This window comes from Arthrobacter sp. Z1-9 (assembly GCF_054792695.1).
Window position 1 is genome coordinate 1098453 of the sequence record NZ_CP096456.1, and the last position, 14830, is coordinate 1113282.

At 65.4% G+C, this 14830-nt stretch carries 12 protein-coding genes; 10 read left to right on the forward strand and 2 right to left on the reverse strand.

Going from position 1 to position 14830, the window contains the following annotated elements:
- Positions 1-111: 111 nt before the first annotated feature.
- Positions 112-1245 (forward strand): LOG family protein, encoded by a 1134-nt coding sequence (locus M1D93_RS05125; protein WP_461174931.1) that lies wholly within the window; start codon positions 112-114, stop codon positions 1243-1245.
- A gap of 160 nt (positions 1246-1405) precedes the next feature.
- Here M1D93_RS05125 and M1D93_RS05130 read toward each other — a convergent pair whose 3' ends face one another.
- Complete coding sequence (locus M1D93_RS05130) at positions 1406-2605, reverse strand: VIT1/CCC1 transporter family protein (RefSeq protein ID WP_461174081.1); 1200 nt, start codon at positions 2603-2605, stop codon at positions 1406-1408.
- A gap of 256 nt (positions 2606-2861) precedes the next feature.
- Between M1D93_RS05130 and M1D93_RS05135 the strand changes: the two genes are divergently transcribed.
- The gene (locus tag M1D93_RS05135; RefSeq protein ID WP_461174082.1) at positions 2862-3086 is read left to right on the forward strand and encodes a hypothetical protein; all 225 of its coding nucleotides are present in this window, start codon (positions 2862-2864) and stop codon (positions 3084-3086) included.
- Between the two features lie 82 nt (positions 3087-3168).
- Here the strand turns inward: M1D93_RS05135 and M1D93_RS05140 are convergent, their stop codons facing one another.
- Complete coding sequence (locus M1D93_RS05140) at positions 3169-4689, reverse strand: sodium:solute symporter family protein (RefSeq protein WP_461174083.1); 1521 nt, start codon at positions 4687-4689, stop codon at positions 3169-3171.
- Between the two features lie 145 nt (positions 4690-4834).
- Between M1D93_RS05140 and M1D93_RS05145 the strand changes: the two genes are divergently transcribed.
- The 8 genes from M1D93_RS05145 (at position 4835) to M1D93_RS05180 (ending at position 14812) form a co-directional block, all read left to right on the forward strand.
- Positions 4835-4978: a hypothetical protein gene (locus M1D93_RS05145; protein WP_461174084.1), complete on the forward strand. Its 144-nt coding sequence runs from the start codon at positions 4835-4837 to the stop codon at positions 4976-4978.
- Positions 4959-5534 carry a helix-turn-helix domain-containing protein gene (locus tag M1D93_RS05150; RefSeq protein ID WP_461174085.1) on the forward strand — a complete coding sequence of 192 codons (576 nt, stop codon included), beginning with the start codon at positions 4959-4961 and terminating at the stop codon, positions 5532-5534. The genes M1D93_RS05145 and M1D93_RS05150 overlap by 20 nt, the downstream gene beginning before the upstream one ends.
- 154 nt (positions 5535-5688) lie before the next feature.
- On the forward strand, positions 5689-6753 hold the full coding sequence (gene speB / locus M1D93_RS05155; RefSeq protein WP_461174086.1) for an agmatinase: 1065 nt from the start codon (positions 5689-5691) through the stop codon (positions 6751-6753).
- Positions 6754-6757: 4 nt separating this feature from the next.
- Entirely contained in the window at positions 6758-8467 is a 1710-nt protein-coding gene (locus M1D93_RS05160) for a thiamine pyrophosphate-binding protein (protein WP_461174087.1), read from the forward strand.
- A gap of 256 nt (positions 8468-8723) precedes the next feature.
- Positions 8724-9200, forward strand: a complete 477-nt coding sequence (locus M1D93_RS05165) for a MarR family winged helix-turn-helix transcriptional regulator (RefSeq protein WP_461174088.1) — start codon at positions 8724-8726, stop codon at positions 9198-9200.
- Positions 9201-9211: 11 nt separating this feature from the next.
- Positions 9212-10852 carry an MFS transporter gene (locus M1D93_RS05170; RefSeq protein WP_461174089.1) on the forward strand — a complete coding sequence of 547 codons (1641 nt, stop codon included), beginning with the start codon at positions 9212-9214 and terminating at the stop codon, positions 10850-10852.
- A gap of 151 nt (positions 10853-11003) precedes the next feature.
- Positions 11004-12737 (forward strand): ABC transporter ATP-binding protein, encoded by a 1734-nt coding sequence (locus tag M1D93_RS05175; protein WP_461174090.1) that lies wholly within the window; start codon positions 11004-11006, stop codon positions 12735-12737.
- Positions 12734-14812, forward strand: a complete 2079-nt coding sequence (locus tag M1D93_RS05180; protein ID WP_461174091.1) for an ABC transporter ATP-binding protein — start codon at positions 12734-12736, stop codon at positions 14810-14812. Before M1D93_RS05175 ends, M1D93_RS05180 begins: the two co-directional genes overlap by 4 nt.
- Positions 14813-14830 lie beyond the last annotated feature (18 nt).

Genomic DNA, 14830 nt, shown 5'->3' on the forward strand with positions numbered 1-14830 from the left:
AACCAACGCGGGGTCAGATTCCGCCCGTTCCGGCGCTCCGGACGGGCAGGACCTGACCCCGCGTTGCTTTTGCCGGTGGCCTACGCTGGGTGGATGAGCAGGAAGGCACGCGTGAATTTCTCCGGAAACCTCGGCCCCAGCCCCCGCAGCCTCGATGTGGACGACCTCGCCACCTTCGACCGGCTGGTCGGGGCGGACAGTGCGGATTTGGAGGGCTGGCACGCCCAGTCGCTTGACCTCCGTGGGCGTGCCCCGGCCCTGGAGCGGGTAAACGTTCAAGGCGCCATTTTCCTGGGCTGCACCTTTGACGAGGGAATGGAGTCCGCCCTCCGCCGCCGGGGAGCCCTGATCTTCCCACGCCTCGAGACAGCCCCTTTCAACCCCTACCGGGCCAGTTTGTACTCGCCCGCAGAGCTTTACGCCGGCCTCGCCAATGCCCCCTATGAAGAACTTCCGGACGCGCGGATTTACCAGTGGAGCATCCAGCCGGGGCAACGGCACCGGCTCGACGCCACCCTCGCGTCGGCGCTGCACGACCACGCCATCGGCGAAGCGCTGGATGAAGCGCTCCATTCCGGGTCCTTCTCCGCCCGGTCCGTGGTGGGCGTGATGGGCGGCCACGCTGCGCAGCGGGGGAGTGCGGATTACGCCCAGGCTGCGCAGCTGGGCAGGCTGCTGGCGCGGGACGGCCACGTGGTAGCAACGGGCGGGGGACCGGGAGCCATGGAGGCAGCCAACCTGGGCGCCTACCTGAGCAACGCGGACGACGGCGGGTTGCAGGCTGTGCTGGCGGTTCTTGCCTCCGTCCCGGGGTTCCGTCCGTCGGTGTCCGCGTGGGCGCGGGCCGCCGCCGCCGTCGTCGAACGCTTTCCGGGCGGAACGCCGTCGCTTGGCATCCCCACCTGGTTCTACGGCCATGAGCCGCCCAACTACTTCGCCACCCACATCGCCAAGTACTTCGCCAACGCCATCCGGGAAGCCATCCTCCTCGAGCTCTGCCAAGGGGGCATCATCTTCCTGCCCGGAGCCGCGGGAACGGTGCAGGAGATCTTCCAGGACGCCTGCGAGAACTACTACGGCGCCCGCGAGAAAATCACCCCCATGGTCCTGGTGGGCAGGCATCACTGGGAACACCAGTATCCGGCGTGGCCCATGCTCCGCCGTCTGGCCGCCGGCAGGCCCATGGCGGACCGGATCTTCCTGGTGGACACGGTGGACGAGGCAGTGGCGGCCCTTCGCGGCTAGCCTGGATGGCCGGCGCGCCTGTGAGCACGAATCGAAGGGCCTTACCGGTGCTGCCGCTGCGCGAGCGCCTCCCGGTGTGGCGCGGTGGAAGCCCCTCCACTACTGCATCCAGATGATCCTGTCCCCCCACCTATTCACTGCTGCCAGTGAAACCCTGCTGCTAGTGGACGACAGTGCCGAAGACCAGCCCCAACAGGTAGGTGACGGCGGCGGCGCCCAGGCCTATGGCGAGTTGCCGCAGGCCGCGGGTCAGCGGCGAAGTGCCGGAGAGCAGGCCCACGATGCCGCCGGTCGCCAGCAGTGCAATCCCCACGAGCACGCCCGCCACCACCAGGGCAGCCACTCCCGTCAGGCCGAACAGGAACGGCAGGATGGGGACGATGGCGCCCGACGCAAAGAAGCAGAAGCTGGACAGCGCTGCGCCCCACGCGGTGCCCACGGCCTCATGCTGGTCCTCGGCCTCCGGAAGCTCCGGCTGCAGGGACAGGCTGGGGTCGCAGTCGCAGGACAGGAGGCCCATGCGTTCGGCAACACGGTGCTGCGCTGCTTCCTGGGACATTCCCCTGGCCAGGTAGACGAGCAGCAGTTCGTTGTGCTCAAGGTCCAGCTTCGGCGCCGCTGCCAGGGTCACCTGGGTGGGGCGGGTGGCTGCCAGGAGTTCGCGCTGGGACCGGACCGAGATGAATTCGCCGGCTCCCATGGACATTGCGCCGGCGAGCAGCCCGGCAATGCCACTGAGCAGCACCACAGTGCTGGCCACCCCCGACGCTGCCATGCCCATCACCAAGGACAGATTGCTGACCAAACCGTCGTTGGCACCGAAGACGGCGGCGCGGAACGTGCCCGCCAGCCGGTTACGGCCCCGCGTGGCCAGCCCCCGCACTACTTCCTCGTGGATCTGCTCATCGGCAGCCATCGCGGCAGTGGCGTTGGGGTCCTTGGCGTAGGGGGAGCGGCCTTCTGCGCGCTGGGCCAGGGCCAGGACGAAGACGGAGCCGAAGTGCCGGGCCAGGAAACCCAGCAACTGGCTCCGAATGGACGCGGGGCGGGCCTTACCGGCGTGTTCGCCGAGGAGACCCAGCCAGTGGGCCTCGTGCCGGCCCTCTGCTTCGGCCAGGGCCAGCAGGATGTCCCGTTCTTCACCCTGCCGGTTCTGCGCCAGGTCCCGGTAGACAGCGGCCTCGGCGCGCTCGTCGGCCAGGTACTGGCGCCAGCGCCGGATGTCAGCGGACGTGGGCTGGGATTTAGACCGGGCTGCGGCGGCAGGCAGGGACGGAGCGGAAACCGGAGGGACGGAATCGAAGGGAGGGGACCCGGCGGGGGAGTCGCGGTGGGGGTCTGGATGGGCGTGCTGGGACACGGAAACTCCTGGGCTGGACGGGGCATGGTTCGGCCCCATTGCACCGCCAGCTTACCGCGGAAATCCGCGGATTTTCGGCTGGCTTCCCTCACTCCGGGGTTTCGGTGGCCCTCAAAATTCATGAACTTTCGAAGGCACGGGGCGGCCACCGGCGCGCCCTTGACCACGGCCCCCGGCGGTGCTGAGATGAAACTGTGGCGCGCCCCACCGCCACCACCTTAACGAGCACGTCAGGCGAACAAACGGAGGTTGCACAATGAACGCCACCGGACAGCACCCGGGCATGCCCCACCTTGACGCCGTAGAAGCCGATCCCGCTTACGACTACGCCGAGGATGCGCCCGTCACTGATGAAGACTGGGACACCGAAGATGAATTCCTGGACGCGGAGGAGCCCGTGGTCCAGACGCCGCCTGTAGTAATCGACGCCGAGGACCGCCCGGTCCCGCTGGATGACGACGAGGTCCGCGAAACTGAATAGGACAGACGACGGCGGCACCTTCCCTTCGGTGGAAAGCGAAGGGAAGGTGCCGCCGTCGTGCGTGCCGCCGGAGCTGCTGCCGCTAGGGGGCGGAAACCGGTTCCGCCGGGGCCTCCGGAGCTGCCTGCCCGGCGACCCGGCGCTGCCAGTTGCGCATCACCTGGGGATCGGTGGGCTTGGTCAGCAGGGAGACCGCCACGTACACCACGGCTGACGCGAGCAGGCCGTAGTAGATGGGCTCGTTCGCGTAGATGCCGTCCAGCGGCGCCTTGGCGTTGATTTCCAGGATGATCATGGTCCCCAGCGTGACGACGGAACCCACTGCCATGGAGGCGGCTGCGGCCACACCGGTGCCGCGCTTCCAGACCAAACCGCCGAGGATGGCCACAAGGAGGCCGCCCACCAGGATGTCGTACGCGATGGTCAGGGCAGCCACCACGTCCTTGGTGATGATGGCGATGACGATCGCGATGATGCCCAGGGACAGGACCCAGATGCGGTTGGCCTTGACGTCGTGCTCGGGGTTGTCCGTGTCCTCCGTGTTGATGGTCTTGCCGAACCAGCTGGCCACAAAAGGCAGGACGTCGGCGCGGGCAACCGTTGCGGCGGCGATAAGGGCGCCTGAGGCGGTGGACATCATTGCGGCCACAGCAGCTGCCAGGACCAGTCCGCCGATGCCGACGGGCAGCAGGGTCTGGGCCACTTCGGCGTAAACGTCGTCCTTGGCGGCAATTTCCATGTTTGCCAGGGCAACGCTGGCGCCCATGCCGATCAGTGCGCCGGCGACACCGTAGAGGATGCAGTAGATGCCGGCGGTGGCGCCGCCCCACCGGGCCACCTTGGCCGTCTTGGCCGTGAAGACGCGCTGCCAGATGTCCTGGCCGATCAGCAGGCCCAGGGTGTACACCACAAAGTAGGTGATGATGGTCTGCAGCCCAATGCCGTCGATCTGGAAGAAGCTCTCATCCACACGGCTGCGGATGCCGTCGATGCCGCCCGCGGCGTTGAGGGTGAAGGGGAGCATCAGGAAGAAGATGCCAACAGTCTTGATGATGAACTGCACCTGGTCCGCCAGGGTGATGGACCACATGCCGCCCACCGTGGAGTAGACCAGCACAATGGCGCCGCCGACCGCGATGGCCATGGCACGGTCCCAGCCGAAGAGCACCACGAAGATGGTGGCGTAGGCGCCGGTGGACGTGGCGCAAAGCATCAGCGTGTAGGCGAGCATCACGATGCCCGAAGCCTCGGTGGCCCTGCTGCCGTAGCGCAGGGTAAGCATCTGCGAGACCGTGTAGATCTTCAGCTTTTGGATGGTCCCGGCGAACAGCAGGCTGAGGAGCAGGACGCCGGCGCCGATGGCGACAACGAGCCACATGCCGGAGATGCCGAACTTGTAGCCGAGTCCTACTCCGCCGACCGTGGAGGCACCACCCAGGACGACCGCCGCCATGGTGCCGGTGTAAAGGAAGGGGCCAAGGCGACGGCCGGCGACAAGGAAGTCGCTGTTGTTTTTGGTGCGGGACTTGCCCCACCAGCCGAATGCCAGCATTGCGAGAAGGTACACCACCACTATGGCGATGTTGATGACATTTGCGTCCACGTTGGACTCCTTGGAGCTGTTTGGCAGCCGAAGTGGCCTGGCGGGAAGGGGATCCGGAGACCGCTGCGCGAAGGGTGGGGTGAGAGTAGGTTCTCAGATATTGCCTTATAGGCAACAAGTGTTTTCCGAAGAGTAGGCTGTGACCGTGGTAACAGTCAAGGAAGCGCTGCTGCCCGCAGCCACGCGCGCCATGCAGGCGTCACAGAAGCGGCTGGCTATTAGTATTGCTGCAGAGTGGGGCCGGGCGGCCGGCCATGAAAGGTTCGCAGATGAAGGCACTGCCAGTTGAGCCGAGCAACGTCCCCGTTGCCATCGGTTCCAGGATTCGGGCCGCGCGGCAGTCCCAGCGGCTCACCATTGAGCAGGTAGCGGACGCCACCGGATTGACCAAGGGATTCCTCAGTCGGGTGGAGCGCGACCTGACCTCCCCCTCCGTGGCTTCCCTCGTGACGCTTTGCCAGGTCCTCTCGATTTCCATTGGGGAGCTCTTTGCCGCGCCGGAGACACACCTGACGAAGCGCAATGACGGGCCGCGGATTTCGCTCGGCGGCGAGGGGATCGTCGAGCGCCTCCTCACGGCCCGCTCGGAGCGGCGCATCCAGATCATCCAGGCCTGCATCGAACCGCACGGCCGCGGTGAGACCGAGCTCTACGCTGTGGACTGCGACGTTGACGTCCTCCATGTCATCAAGGGCAATATCCGGCTGATCCTCACCAATGAGGAATACGACCTCGGTACCGGGGATACCGTGACTTTCCCCGGCCGGGAGCCACATACGTGGGTCAATCCCACGGACGAGCCCGTGGAAGTTCTCTGGGTCCTGGTCCCGGCTGCCAGCCGCTGACCGGCGAGCTGATTCCTGTCCCCACCTTTGCTCCTGCCCCTGATTGCCCGCACCCTCCAGAAGGGCGACAAGTAAACAGCTGGTGCACATAGGGAAACAAGCTGTATGATGGCAGTCACATCAGTCCCTCAACTCCTCGAAGGAGAGGCCTCCATTGGAAGAGCTGCGCATTGAAGCCAACGGCAACCTTGGCCCCATTGATTCATCCCGTATTCCCCGTTACGCCGGGGCTGCCACCTATGCCCGTCTTCCGCGCCTGGACCAGGTGGAAAAGGCCGATGTCACCGTCGTCGGCGTTCCCTTCGACTCCGGCGTCTCCTACCGCCCCGGCGCCCGCTTCGGTGCCAACCACGTCCGTGAAGCGAGCCGGCTGCTGCGCCCCTACAACCCCGCCTGGGACGTCAGCCCCTTTGAAAACATCCAGGTGGCCGACGCCGGGGACATGGCGGTCAACCCCTTCAACATCAACGAGGCCATCGAGACCGTCCAGCAGAACGCGCTCGACCTCACCGCCGGCGGCAGCAAGCTGGTGACCCTGGGCGGTGACCACACCATCGCGCTGCCCCTGCTCCGCGCCGCCGCCGAGCGTGCCGGTGAACCCATCGCCATGCTGCACTTCGACGCGCACCTGGACACCTGGGACACCTACTTCGGCGCCGAGTACACCCACGGCACGCCGTTCCGCCGCGCCGTCGAGGAGGGCATCCTGGACACGGAGGCCATTAGCCATATCGGCACCCGCGGCCCGCTGTATGGCAAAAAGGACCTCGACGACGACCATCGCTTTGGGTTCGGCATTGTCACCTCCGCGGACGTCTACTACCAGGGCGTCTTGGAAACCGTGGCCAAGGTCCGGGACCGGATCGGCAATCGCCCCCTGTATATCTCCGTGGACATCGACGTCCTGGACCCGGCCCACGCCCCGGGCACCGGCACCCCCGAAGCCGGCGGTATCACCAGCCGCGAACTGCTGGAAATCATCCGCGGCTTCCGGGGCATGAACCTGGTGGGTGCCGACGTCGTCGAGGTGGCTCCCGCCTACGACCACGCCGAGATCACCGGCGTCGCCGCAAGCCACGTCGCCTTCGAAATGGTCACCCTGATGGCAGACAATGCCGTGGCCGGGGACCGCTTTGGAGCAGCCACGGGCTACGCCGCCCAGGCCCTCGGCCAGGAAATCCGCCGCCCGGCGGGCTTCGCCGCAGCCGGCAAGGAGTAGAGGCGTGATCGATTTCGACCCGGCAACTGAGGCTGCGCGTGCGGGGGACAGCGCAGGCGCGGGTGCCCGAAACGGCGGGGACCTCGTCGTCGAGACCCTGGAAGCGCTGGGCGCGAAAACGGTGTTCGGCATCCCCGGGCAGCACGCCCTCGGGCTTTTTGACGCGATGGGCCGCGGCAACCTGCAGTTCGTGTCGTCGCGGGTGGAGAACAATTCCGCGTTCGCTGCTGACGGATATTCACGGGCAACCGGTGAGGTGGGGGTCCTGTTCCTGTCCACCGGCCCCGGCGCCCTGACGTCCCTGGCCGGGCTGCAGGAAGCGTATGCCTCCGGCGTTCCCATGGTGGTGGTGGCGAGCCAGATCCCGCTCGAGGGGCTGGGCGCCCGGCGCAAGGGCATGCTGCACCAGCTTGATGACCAGAAGGCCTCGGCCGCCAACGTCACGAAGAGTCAGCGGCTGATCCAGCACGCCTCGGGCATCCCGTCCGCCATCCAGGACGCCTGGACCGAAGCCATCTCATCGCCGCAGGGTCCGGTGTGGATCGAGATTCCGCAGAACGTGCTGCTGGATCCGATCATGGTGCCGCCGGTTGAGGACGCGCTTGCTGAAGCGGCGGACAACCCGCCGCGGGTGGAGTTGGTCCGTGAAGCCGTGAAATGGCTGCAGGCTGCCGAGCGTCCGGCGATTATTGCCGGCGGCGGTACCCGGCGGGGCCGCGCGGAGAAGTCCCTGCTCTCCATCGCCGAAAAGCTTCGCGCCCCCGTGATCTGCACCCCGGGCGGCAACGGCGCGTTCCCCTGGAACCATGAGCTGTCGCTGCAGTCCTGGATCGAGGACCGCCACATGACCGATGTGCTGGAGGACGCCGACGTCCTGGTGGTGATCGGTTCATCCCTGGGTGAGGTTACCTCCAACTACTTCACCTTTGAGCCGCGCGGCAGGATCATCCAGATCGACGCCGAACCCCGGGTCCTGGAATCCAACCGACCTGGCCTGGGTATCCGCGCCGACGCCGGGCAGGCGCTGACCGCCCTGGACGAAGCGCTGGTGGTTGAGCCTTCCGAAGCCAGGCCGAACTGGCACGGCATGTCGCCGGAGGACCTGGTGAAGGAATCGCTCGCCAAAGTCCGGGAGCGCCTGGAATCCCAGGACCTGGGCAAGGAACTGAAGTTCATGGCGGACATCCGTGCGGCCGTCCCGGCGGACATGCAAACGTTCTGGGACATGACCATCGCCGCGTACTGGGGCTGGAGCTGCTGGGATGCCCGCGAGGGCCAGTTCCACTCCGCGCAAGGCGCCGGCGGGCTGGGCTACGGCTTCCCCGCAGCCATCGGTGCGGCAGTGGGACTGGAAACGGTGGGCAGGCCTGGCCGGGTACTCGCAGTCTCCGGCGACGGTTCCTCGATGTACTCCATCTCGGAACTGGCCACCGCCAAGCAGCACAACGTGCCGGTCACCTGGCTGATTGTGGACGACGGCGGCTACGGCATCCTGCGCGAATACATGGTGGGCGCGTTCGGCAAGGCAACCGCCACCGAACTCGCGCGGCCGGATTTCGTCAAGCTCGCCGAAGCGTTCGGCGTGCCTGCCACGAAAGTGGCCCCTGAGGATGTGGGGGAGGCGCTGAAGGCGGGCTTCGCAGCCGACGGTCCCAACGTCGTCGTGGTGGAAACGCTCCTGAAGATGTTCGCGCCCACCCACTTGCCTGCATAACTGCCCCGGTCTTGAACCGGCACCGAGACAGTAAAAGGCCCCGCAGCACGAGTTCGTGCCGCGGGGCCTTTTTGGCAACCGCTCCGCGTGATGGGGGACAAGCGGAGAAGCTGAAACCAGAGTAATAGAAAGCTTGCTTATGTTTCAAGCTGCATCTGCAGCGCGCTCCATTCACTCCATCCAGCACTTAGTTTCCCAAAGCAACCAATCAGGTATATAGTTGCTTCAGGCAAACAAGCAGGGAGCGCTTGAAAGCATGGCAGTAGCACCTGATACGGCAGCGGATCTCGTGTACCAAATTTTCGATCTCCAGCGCGCAGTGCGGTGCATAGCCACCGCCAGCGTTCGTGGGCAGGACACCGGAGTAGCGCTCCAGGGTGTCCTGCGGTTCGTGGGGGAGGGGGAGTCCCGGGCAACGCGTCTCGCCGACCGGCTCGGAGTCAGCGCCCCGGTGCTCAGCCGCCACATCGCGGACCTGGAAGAGCACGGGCTGGTGGTCCGCAGGCAGGATCCCGACGACGGCCGGGCCCAGCTGGTTGCCCTTACACCCTTGGGAGCGGCGAAACTCCGGCACATCGAGGAGCAACGAACGGCGGTCCTGCAGGACTACCTGCGCGACTGGAGCGAGGAAGACGCCGGCCGCACCGCGGCAACCCTTCAGAAGCTCACGGACTCACTTAAACAATCAGCCCGGGCAAAGGCGGCCGGCACCATCACAACCCACACCTCCTAGGAGCTGAACCCATGGCAACCCATACCGCGGCAAGCCAAACTGCCGCCCCGGCCAAAATATCCGCAGCACCGGCGGGGGCACCGCCCGAGATGTCCCACCGCCAGATCATGGAAGCCCTCACCGGGCTCCTTGCAGCCTTCTTTACGGCGATCCTCAGCAGCACCATCGTGGCCAATGCGCTGCCCACCATCATGTCCGACCTGCACGGCACGCAGACGGACTTCGCCTGGGTCATCACCGCCGCGCTGCTGGCCAACGCCGCCACCACGCCGATCTGGGGCAAGCTCGCGGACCTCTTCAACAAAAAGGTCCTGGTCCAGCTGAGCATTGTCATCTTCGTGGCCGGCTCCGTGATGGCAGGCCTGTCCGAAACCATCCCGCTGCTCCTTGGTGCCAGGGTGATCCAGGGCGTCGCCATGGGCGGCCTCACCGCCCTCGCCCAGGCCATCATCGGTACCATGATCCCGCCGCGCGACCGCGGAAAGTACTCCGGCTACATGGGCGCGGTGATGGCAGTCGGCACGGCCGGCGGCCCACTGCTCGGCGGCTTCATCGTCGACAGCCCCCTGGGCTGGCGCTGGACCTTCTTCGTCTGCGTGCCGCTCGCCGTCGTCGCCCTGATCCTGCTGCAGGTCACCCTCAAAATCAGCCACGTCCGCCGGCCCGCCAAGATCGACTGGCTCGGCTCCATCCTGCTCACGTCCGGCGTGAGCCTGCTCTTGATCTGGGTCTCGTTCGCCGGCAACCCCGCCTACTACGACTGGGTTTCCTGGCAGTCCGCCCTGATGGTGGGCGGCGGCATCGTCCTGCTGGCGCTGCTGGTCCTGGTGGAATCCAAGGTTGAGCAGCCCATCATCCCGCTCAAAATCATCTCTGAGCGCACCACGGCGCTGGCCATCATCGCGTCGGTGGCGGTGGGCGTCGCCATGTTCGGCTCGTCCACCTTCCTGGGCCAGTACTTCCAGGTTGCCCGCGGCGCAACCCCCACGGAGGCAGGGCTCCTCACGCTGCCCATGATCGCGGGGAACCTGACCGGCTCGGTGGCATCCGGCCTGCTGATCAGCCGGACAGGCAAATGGAAGGGCTACCTGATCGCAGGCTCCATCCTGCTGATCGGCGGACTGGGACTGGCCGGAACCATGGACCACACCACAGAGCTCTGGCACGCAGGCGTCTTCACCGCGGTGCTCGGCCTGGGCCTGGGCATGCTGATGCAGAACCTCGTCCTGGCAGTGCAGAACACGGTCCGGGCCGCGGACATTGGAACGGCCAGCGCCTCGGTGGCGTTCTTCCGCTCCGTGGGCGGCGCCATCGGCGTCTCCGTGCTGGGCGCGGTCCTGGCCAACAGGGTCAGCGAGCTGGCCACCAAGGGCCTCGCAGCGGCCGGCATCCCGGTGCAGGGCGGTGCGGCCGGCTCCAGCATGGACCTGGCGCACATGCCGGAACCGGTCCGCGAGATCATGCGCGCCGCCTATGGAGATGCCACCGCCGAAGTCTTCCTGATCTCCGCGGCGGTGACCGTCGTCGCGCTGGTATCGGTGCTGTTCATCAAGGAAAAGCCGTTGCGGCGCACCGTTGACATCCAGCCTGCGCAGGAGGCGGCCCGACAGAAGGACAGCACGACGGCGGAACCCGCCTCCGCTGCCCGGTAGGCCGTTGGCGCTACTCCTCCCGGATGATCTTTCGCCGGGCTGTATCACCCCCGGAAGGAGTTTCGTAGAGTGGGAAGGCTAAGGATGTCAGCCCCGGCTGGTACTACTTAAGCCTCACCACTTCGCGAACTCTTCCTAAGGACCCGTGGGCATGCTCCTCACCCTCATACGGCGGTTTTCCAGGCCGTACATGCCATACATCGTGGCCGTCATCGTCTTCCAGCTGGCCTCAACGATCGCTGCGCTGTACCTCCCCAGCCTGAATGCACAGATCATCGACGAAGGGGTATCCCGCGGGAACACCGACTTCATCTGGCGCACAGGAGGGGTGATGCTCCTCGTCGCCTTCGTCCAGGTGGGCACGGCGATCGCCGGGGTGTACTACGGCTCCAAAACGGCTATGGCGGTGGGCCGCGACCTTCGGCGCGGGGTGTTCCGTAAAGTCACCAGCTTCTCGGCCAAGGACGTCAACACCTTCGGTGCCCCCACCCTGATCACGCGCGGCACCAATGACGTCCAGCAGGTCCAGATGCTGGTGCTGATGGGGCTGAACTTCATGGTGGCCACTCCCATCATGTGTATCGGTGGCATCATTATGGCCCTGCGGGAGGACATCAACCTGTCCTGGCTGGTCTGGGTGTCCGTGCCCGTCCTGGTAGTGGTGGTGGGTTACCTGGTGGTCCGCCTGATGCCGCTCTTCCGTGCCATGCAGAAGAAGATCGACCGCATCAACGGGGTCCTGCGTGAACAGATCATCGGCATCAGGGTGGTGCGGGCCTTTGTCCGCGAGCCCTATGAGGCCGAGCGGTTCGGCGAAGCCAACAAGGACCTCACTGACGTATCCCTGAAGATCGGCGCGCTGTTTGTGCTGATGTTCCCGGCCATCGGCATGATCCTGCACCTGTCCACCGCTGCCGTGCTGTGGTTCGGCGGCCAGCGCGTGGATTCGGGCGAGATGCAGGTGGGCGCACTGACAGCGTTCCTCCAGTACCTGCTGCAGATCCTCGTGGCCGTTATGATGGGCACCTTTATGGCCATGATGATCCCGCGCGCGTCCGTATGTGCGGACCGCATCGGCGAGGTGCTCGACGTCGAACCCTCCATCCACGATCCCGAACGGCCGGAGACCCGGGCTGCACTGGCCGGCGTAGTGGAATACCGGAACGTCACCTTTGCATACCCCGGTGCGGAGTCGCCAGTGCTGAGCAACATCAGCTTCACTGCCATGCCTGGCCAGACCATCGCGATCATCGGTTCCACGGGTGCAGGGAAGACGTCCCTGTTGTCCCTGCTGCCGCGCCTCTATGACATCGCCGAGGGTGAGGTGCTCCTGGACGGGGTCTCCGTCAGCAACCTGGACCGGGCGGAAATCACCAGGCGCGTGGCACTGGTTCCGCAGCGGCCTTACCTCTTCTCCGGCACCATCGAACACAACCTCCGGTTTGGAAAGACCGAAGCCACGGACCAGGAACTTTGGGACGCGCTGGAGGTGGCGCAGGGCGCCGACTTTGTCCGGGACAAGAAGAACGGGCTGGACTCCCGGATTTCGCAGGGCGGGACCAACGTCTCCGGCGGCCAGCGGCAGCGCCTTTGCATCGCCCGCGCACTGGTCACCAAGCCCCGGGTCTACCTCTTTGATGACTCCTTCTCCGCCCTTGACGTCGCCACTGACGCCCGCCTGCGGGCCGCGCTCAAGCGCACCACCGCCGACGCCACGGTCATCATCGTGGCCCAGCGCATTTCCACCATCACCGAAGCGGACCAGATCCTGGTCCTGGACAACGGCCGGATCGTGGACCGCGGAACACACGAGGAACTCCTGGAAACCTCACCCACCTACCAGGAAATCGTTGAATCCCAGCTGAGCGTGGAGGAAATGGCATGAGCCCCCGCAAGAAAGACTCCACCGGCATGAAAGAGGAAACGGGCTCTCAGGACCAGGCTTCCGCGGGCCCCGTGGAAGACGGCGCGGTTGAGGACGAGGAATTCTTCGAAGAGGAATACAAGCCCTCTGAAGCCGACGGCGACATGTTCGGCGGCATGCCGGCGAAGAAAGCCGAACACTTCTGGCCGTCCGCCAAGCGGCTCATGGGACTGCTCAAGCCGGAAGCTGCGGGTATCTACGCCGTGGTTGCGATGGTGGTGGTCGCGGTGGTCCTGAACGTTATTGCCCCCAAGATCCTGGGTCAGGCGATGGACGTGATCTTTGGCGGTGTGGTGGGCAAGCAGCTCCCGGCGGGCGCAAGCAAGGACGAGTTCGTGGCCGGACTGCGCCAGCAGGGGCAGGACAACTTCGCGGACATGATCGCCAAGATGGAACTGGTGCCCGGAAGCGGCATCGACTTCCAGAAGCTGTCCTTCCTCATTGCCGTGGTGCTGTTGATGTACTTTGTTGCCAACATCTTCCTGTGGCTGCAGGGCTACGTCCTGAACCGCATCGTGATGAAGGTAATCCGCCGGCTCCGCGATGACACCGAGAAAAAGCTCAACCGGCTTCCGCTGAACTACTTCGACACCCGCCAGCGCGGCGACGTCCTCTCCCGGGTGACAAACGACGTCGACAACATCCAGCAGGCGCTCCAGCAGGCGTTCGCCCAGCTGATCAACTCGCTGCTGACGGTCATCGGCATTGTGATCATGATGTTTATCGTCTCCTGGCAGCTAGCCCTCATTGCCTTGGTGGCGCTTCCGCTGTCCGGCGTCGCTGCCGGGATCATCGGCTCGCGCAGCCAGAAGCTCTTTGCCGCGCAGTGGAAAAACACCGGCGCCTTGAACGGGCAGATTGAGGAGTCGTTCTCCGGCCATGACCTGGTGCGGGTCTTCGGCCGGGACGCAGACATGCTGGAACGGTTCGAGGAACGCAACGAGGCCCTGTACAAGGCCAGCTTCGGGGCGCAGTTTGTCTCCGGCATCATCTTCCCGGTGATGCAGTTCGTCTCTTACCTCAGCTACGTGGGCATTGCCGTGGTGGGCGGACTCCGGGTGGCGTCAGGTTCCATGTCGCTGGGGGATGCCACGGCCTTTATCCAGTACTCCCGCGAGTTCACCCAGCCGCTTGGCCAGATGGCGGGCATGGCCAACATGCTCCAGTCCGGCGTGGCGTCCTCTGAGCGGGTATTCGAATTCCTCGATGCCGACGAACAGGACGTCGAGACAGCCACGGAGCACCTTCCGGCCAAGACAGACGGGCACGTTGAGTTCAAGGACGTCACGTTCAGCTACACGGAAGACAAGAAGCTCATCGAAAACCTGTCCTTCACAGCGGAACCGGGAAATACGGTAGCCATTGTTGGGCCCACCGGAGCCGGAAAGACCACCCTGGTCAACCTCGTGATGCGCTTCTACGAGCTCAACTCCGGATCCATCACCCTGGACGGAGTGGACATCACCCACCTCAGCCGGTCCGAACTCCGCTCCAAGGTGGGCATGGTGCTCCAGGACGCCTGGCTGTTCGGCGGCTCCATCTACGACAATATCCGCTACGGCAACCTGGACGCCACCGAGGAACAGGTCATGGCCGCGGCCAAAGCCACTTTCGTGGACCGCTTCGTCCGTGCCCTGCCCGACGGCTACGACACCGTGATCGATGAGGAAGGCAACAACGTCAGCGCCGGTGAAAAGCAGCTCATCACCATCGCCCGCGCTTTCGTAGCCAACCCGTCGCTGCTGATCCTCGATGAAGCCACCAGTTCCGTGGACACCCGCACTGAGCTGCTGGTGCAGAAGGCCATGGCAGCGCTCCGTACGGACCGCACCAGCTTTGTGATCGCCCACCGGCTCTCCACCATCCGCGACGCGGACACCATCCTGGTGATGGAAAACGGCAGGATCGTGGAGCAGGGCAACCACAAGGTCCTCCTCACTGCGGAAGGCGTCTACTACCGGCTGTACATGTCCCAGTTCGCGGGTGCAGACGCCGGGGAACTGCCGGTGGATGATTCGACGGCGGTGCACAGCTGAGCGGGCAGGAGGCCCCGA

What these genes read in the sequence shown, in the direction of transcription:
- M1D93_RS05135 (WP_461174082.1), top strand. Translation starts at nt 2,862, where the DNA reads ATGAACGCCACCGGACAGCACCCGGGCATGCCCCACCTTGACGCCGTA.
- M1D93_RS05150 (WP_461174085.1), top strand. Translation starts at nt 4,959, where the DNA reads ATGAAGGCACTGCCAGTTGAGCCGAGCAACGTCCCCGTTGCCATCGGT.
- M1D93_RS05165 (WP_461174088.1), top strand. Translation starts at nt 8,724, where the DNA reads ATGGCAGTAGCACCTGATACGGCAGCGGATCTCGTGTACCAAATTTTC.
- M1D93_RS05170 (WP_461174089.1), top strand. Translation starts at nt 9,212, where the DNA reads ATGGCAACCCATACCGCGGCAAGCCAAACTGCCGCCCCGGCCAAAATA.
- M1D93_RS05175 (WP_461174090.1), top strand. Translation starts at nt 11,004, where the DNA reads ATGCTCCTCACCCTCATACGGCGGTTTTCCAGGCCGTACATGCCATAC.
- M1D93_RS05180 (WP_461174091.1), top strand. Translation starts at nt 12,734, where the DNA reads ATGAGCCCCCGCAAGAAAGACTCCACCGGCATGAAAGAGGAAACGGGC.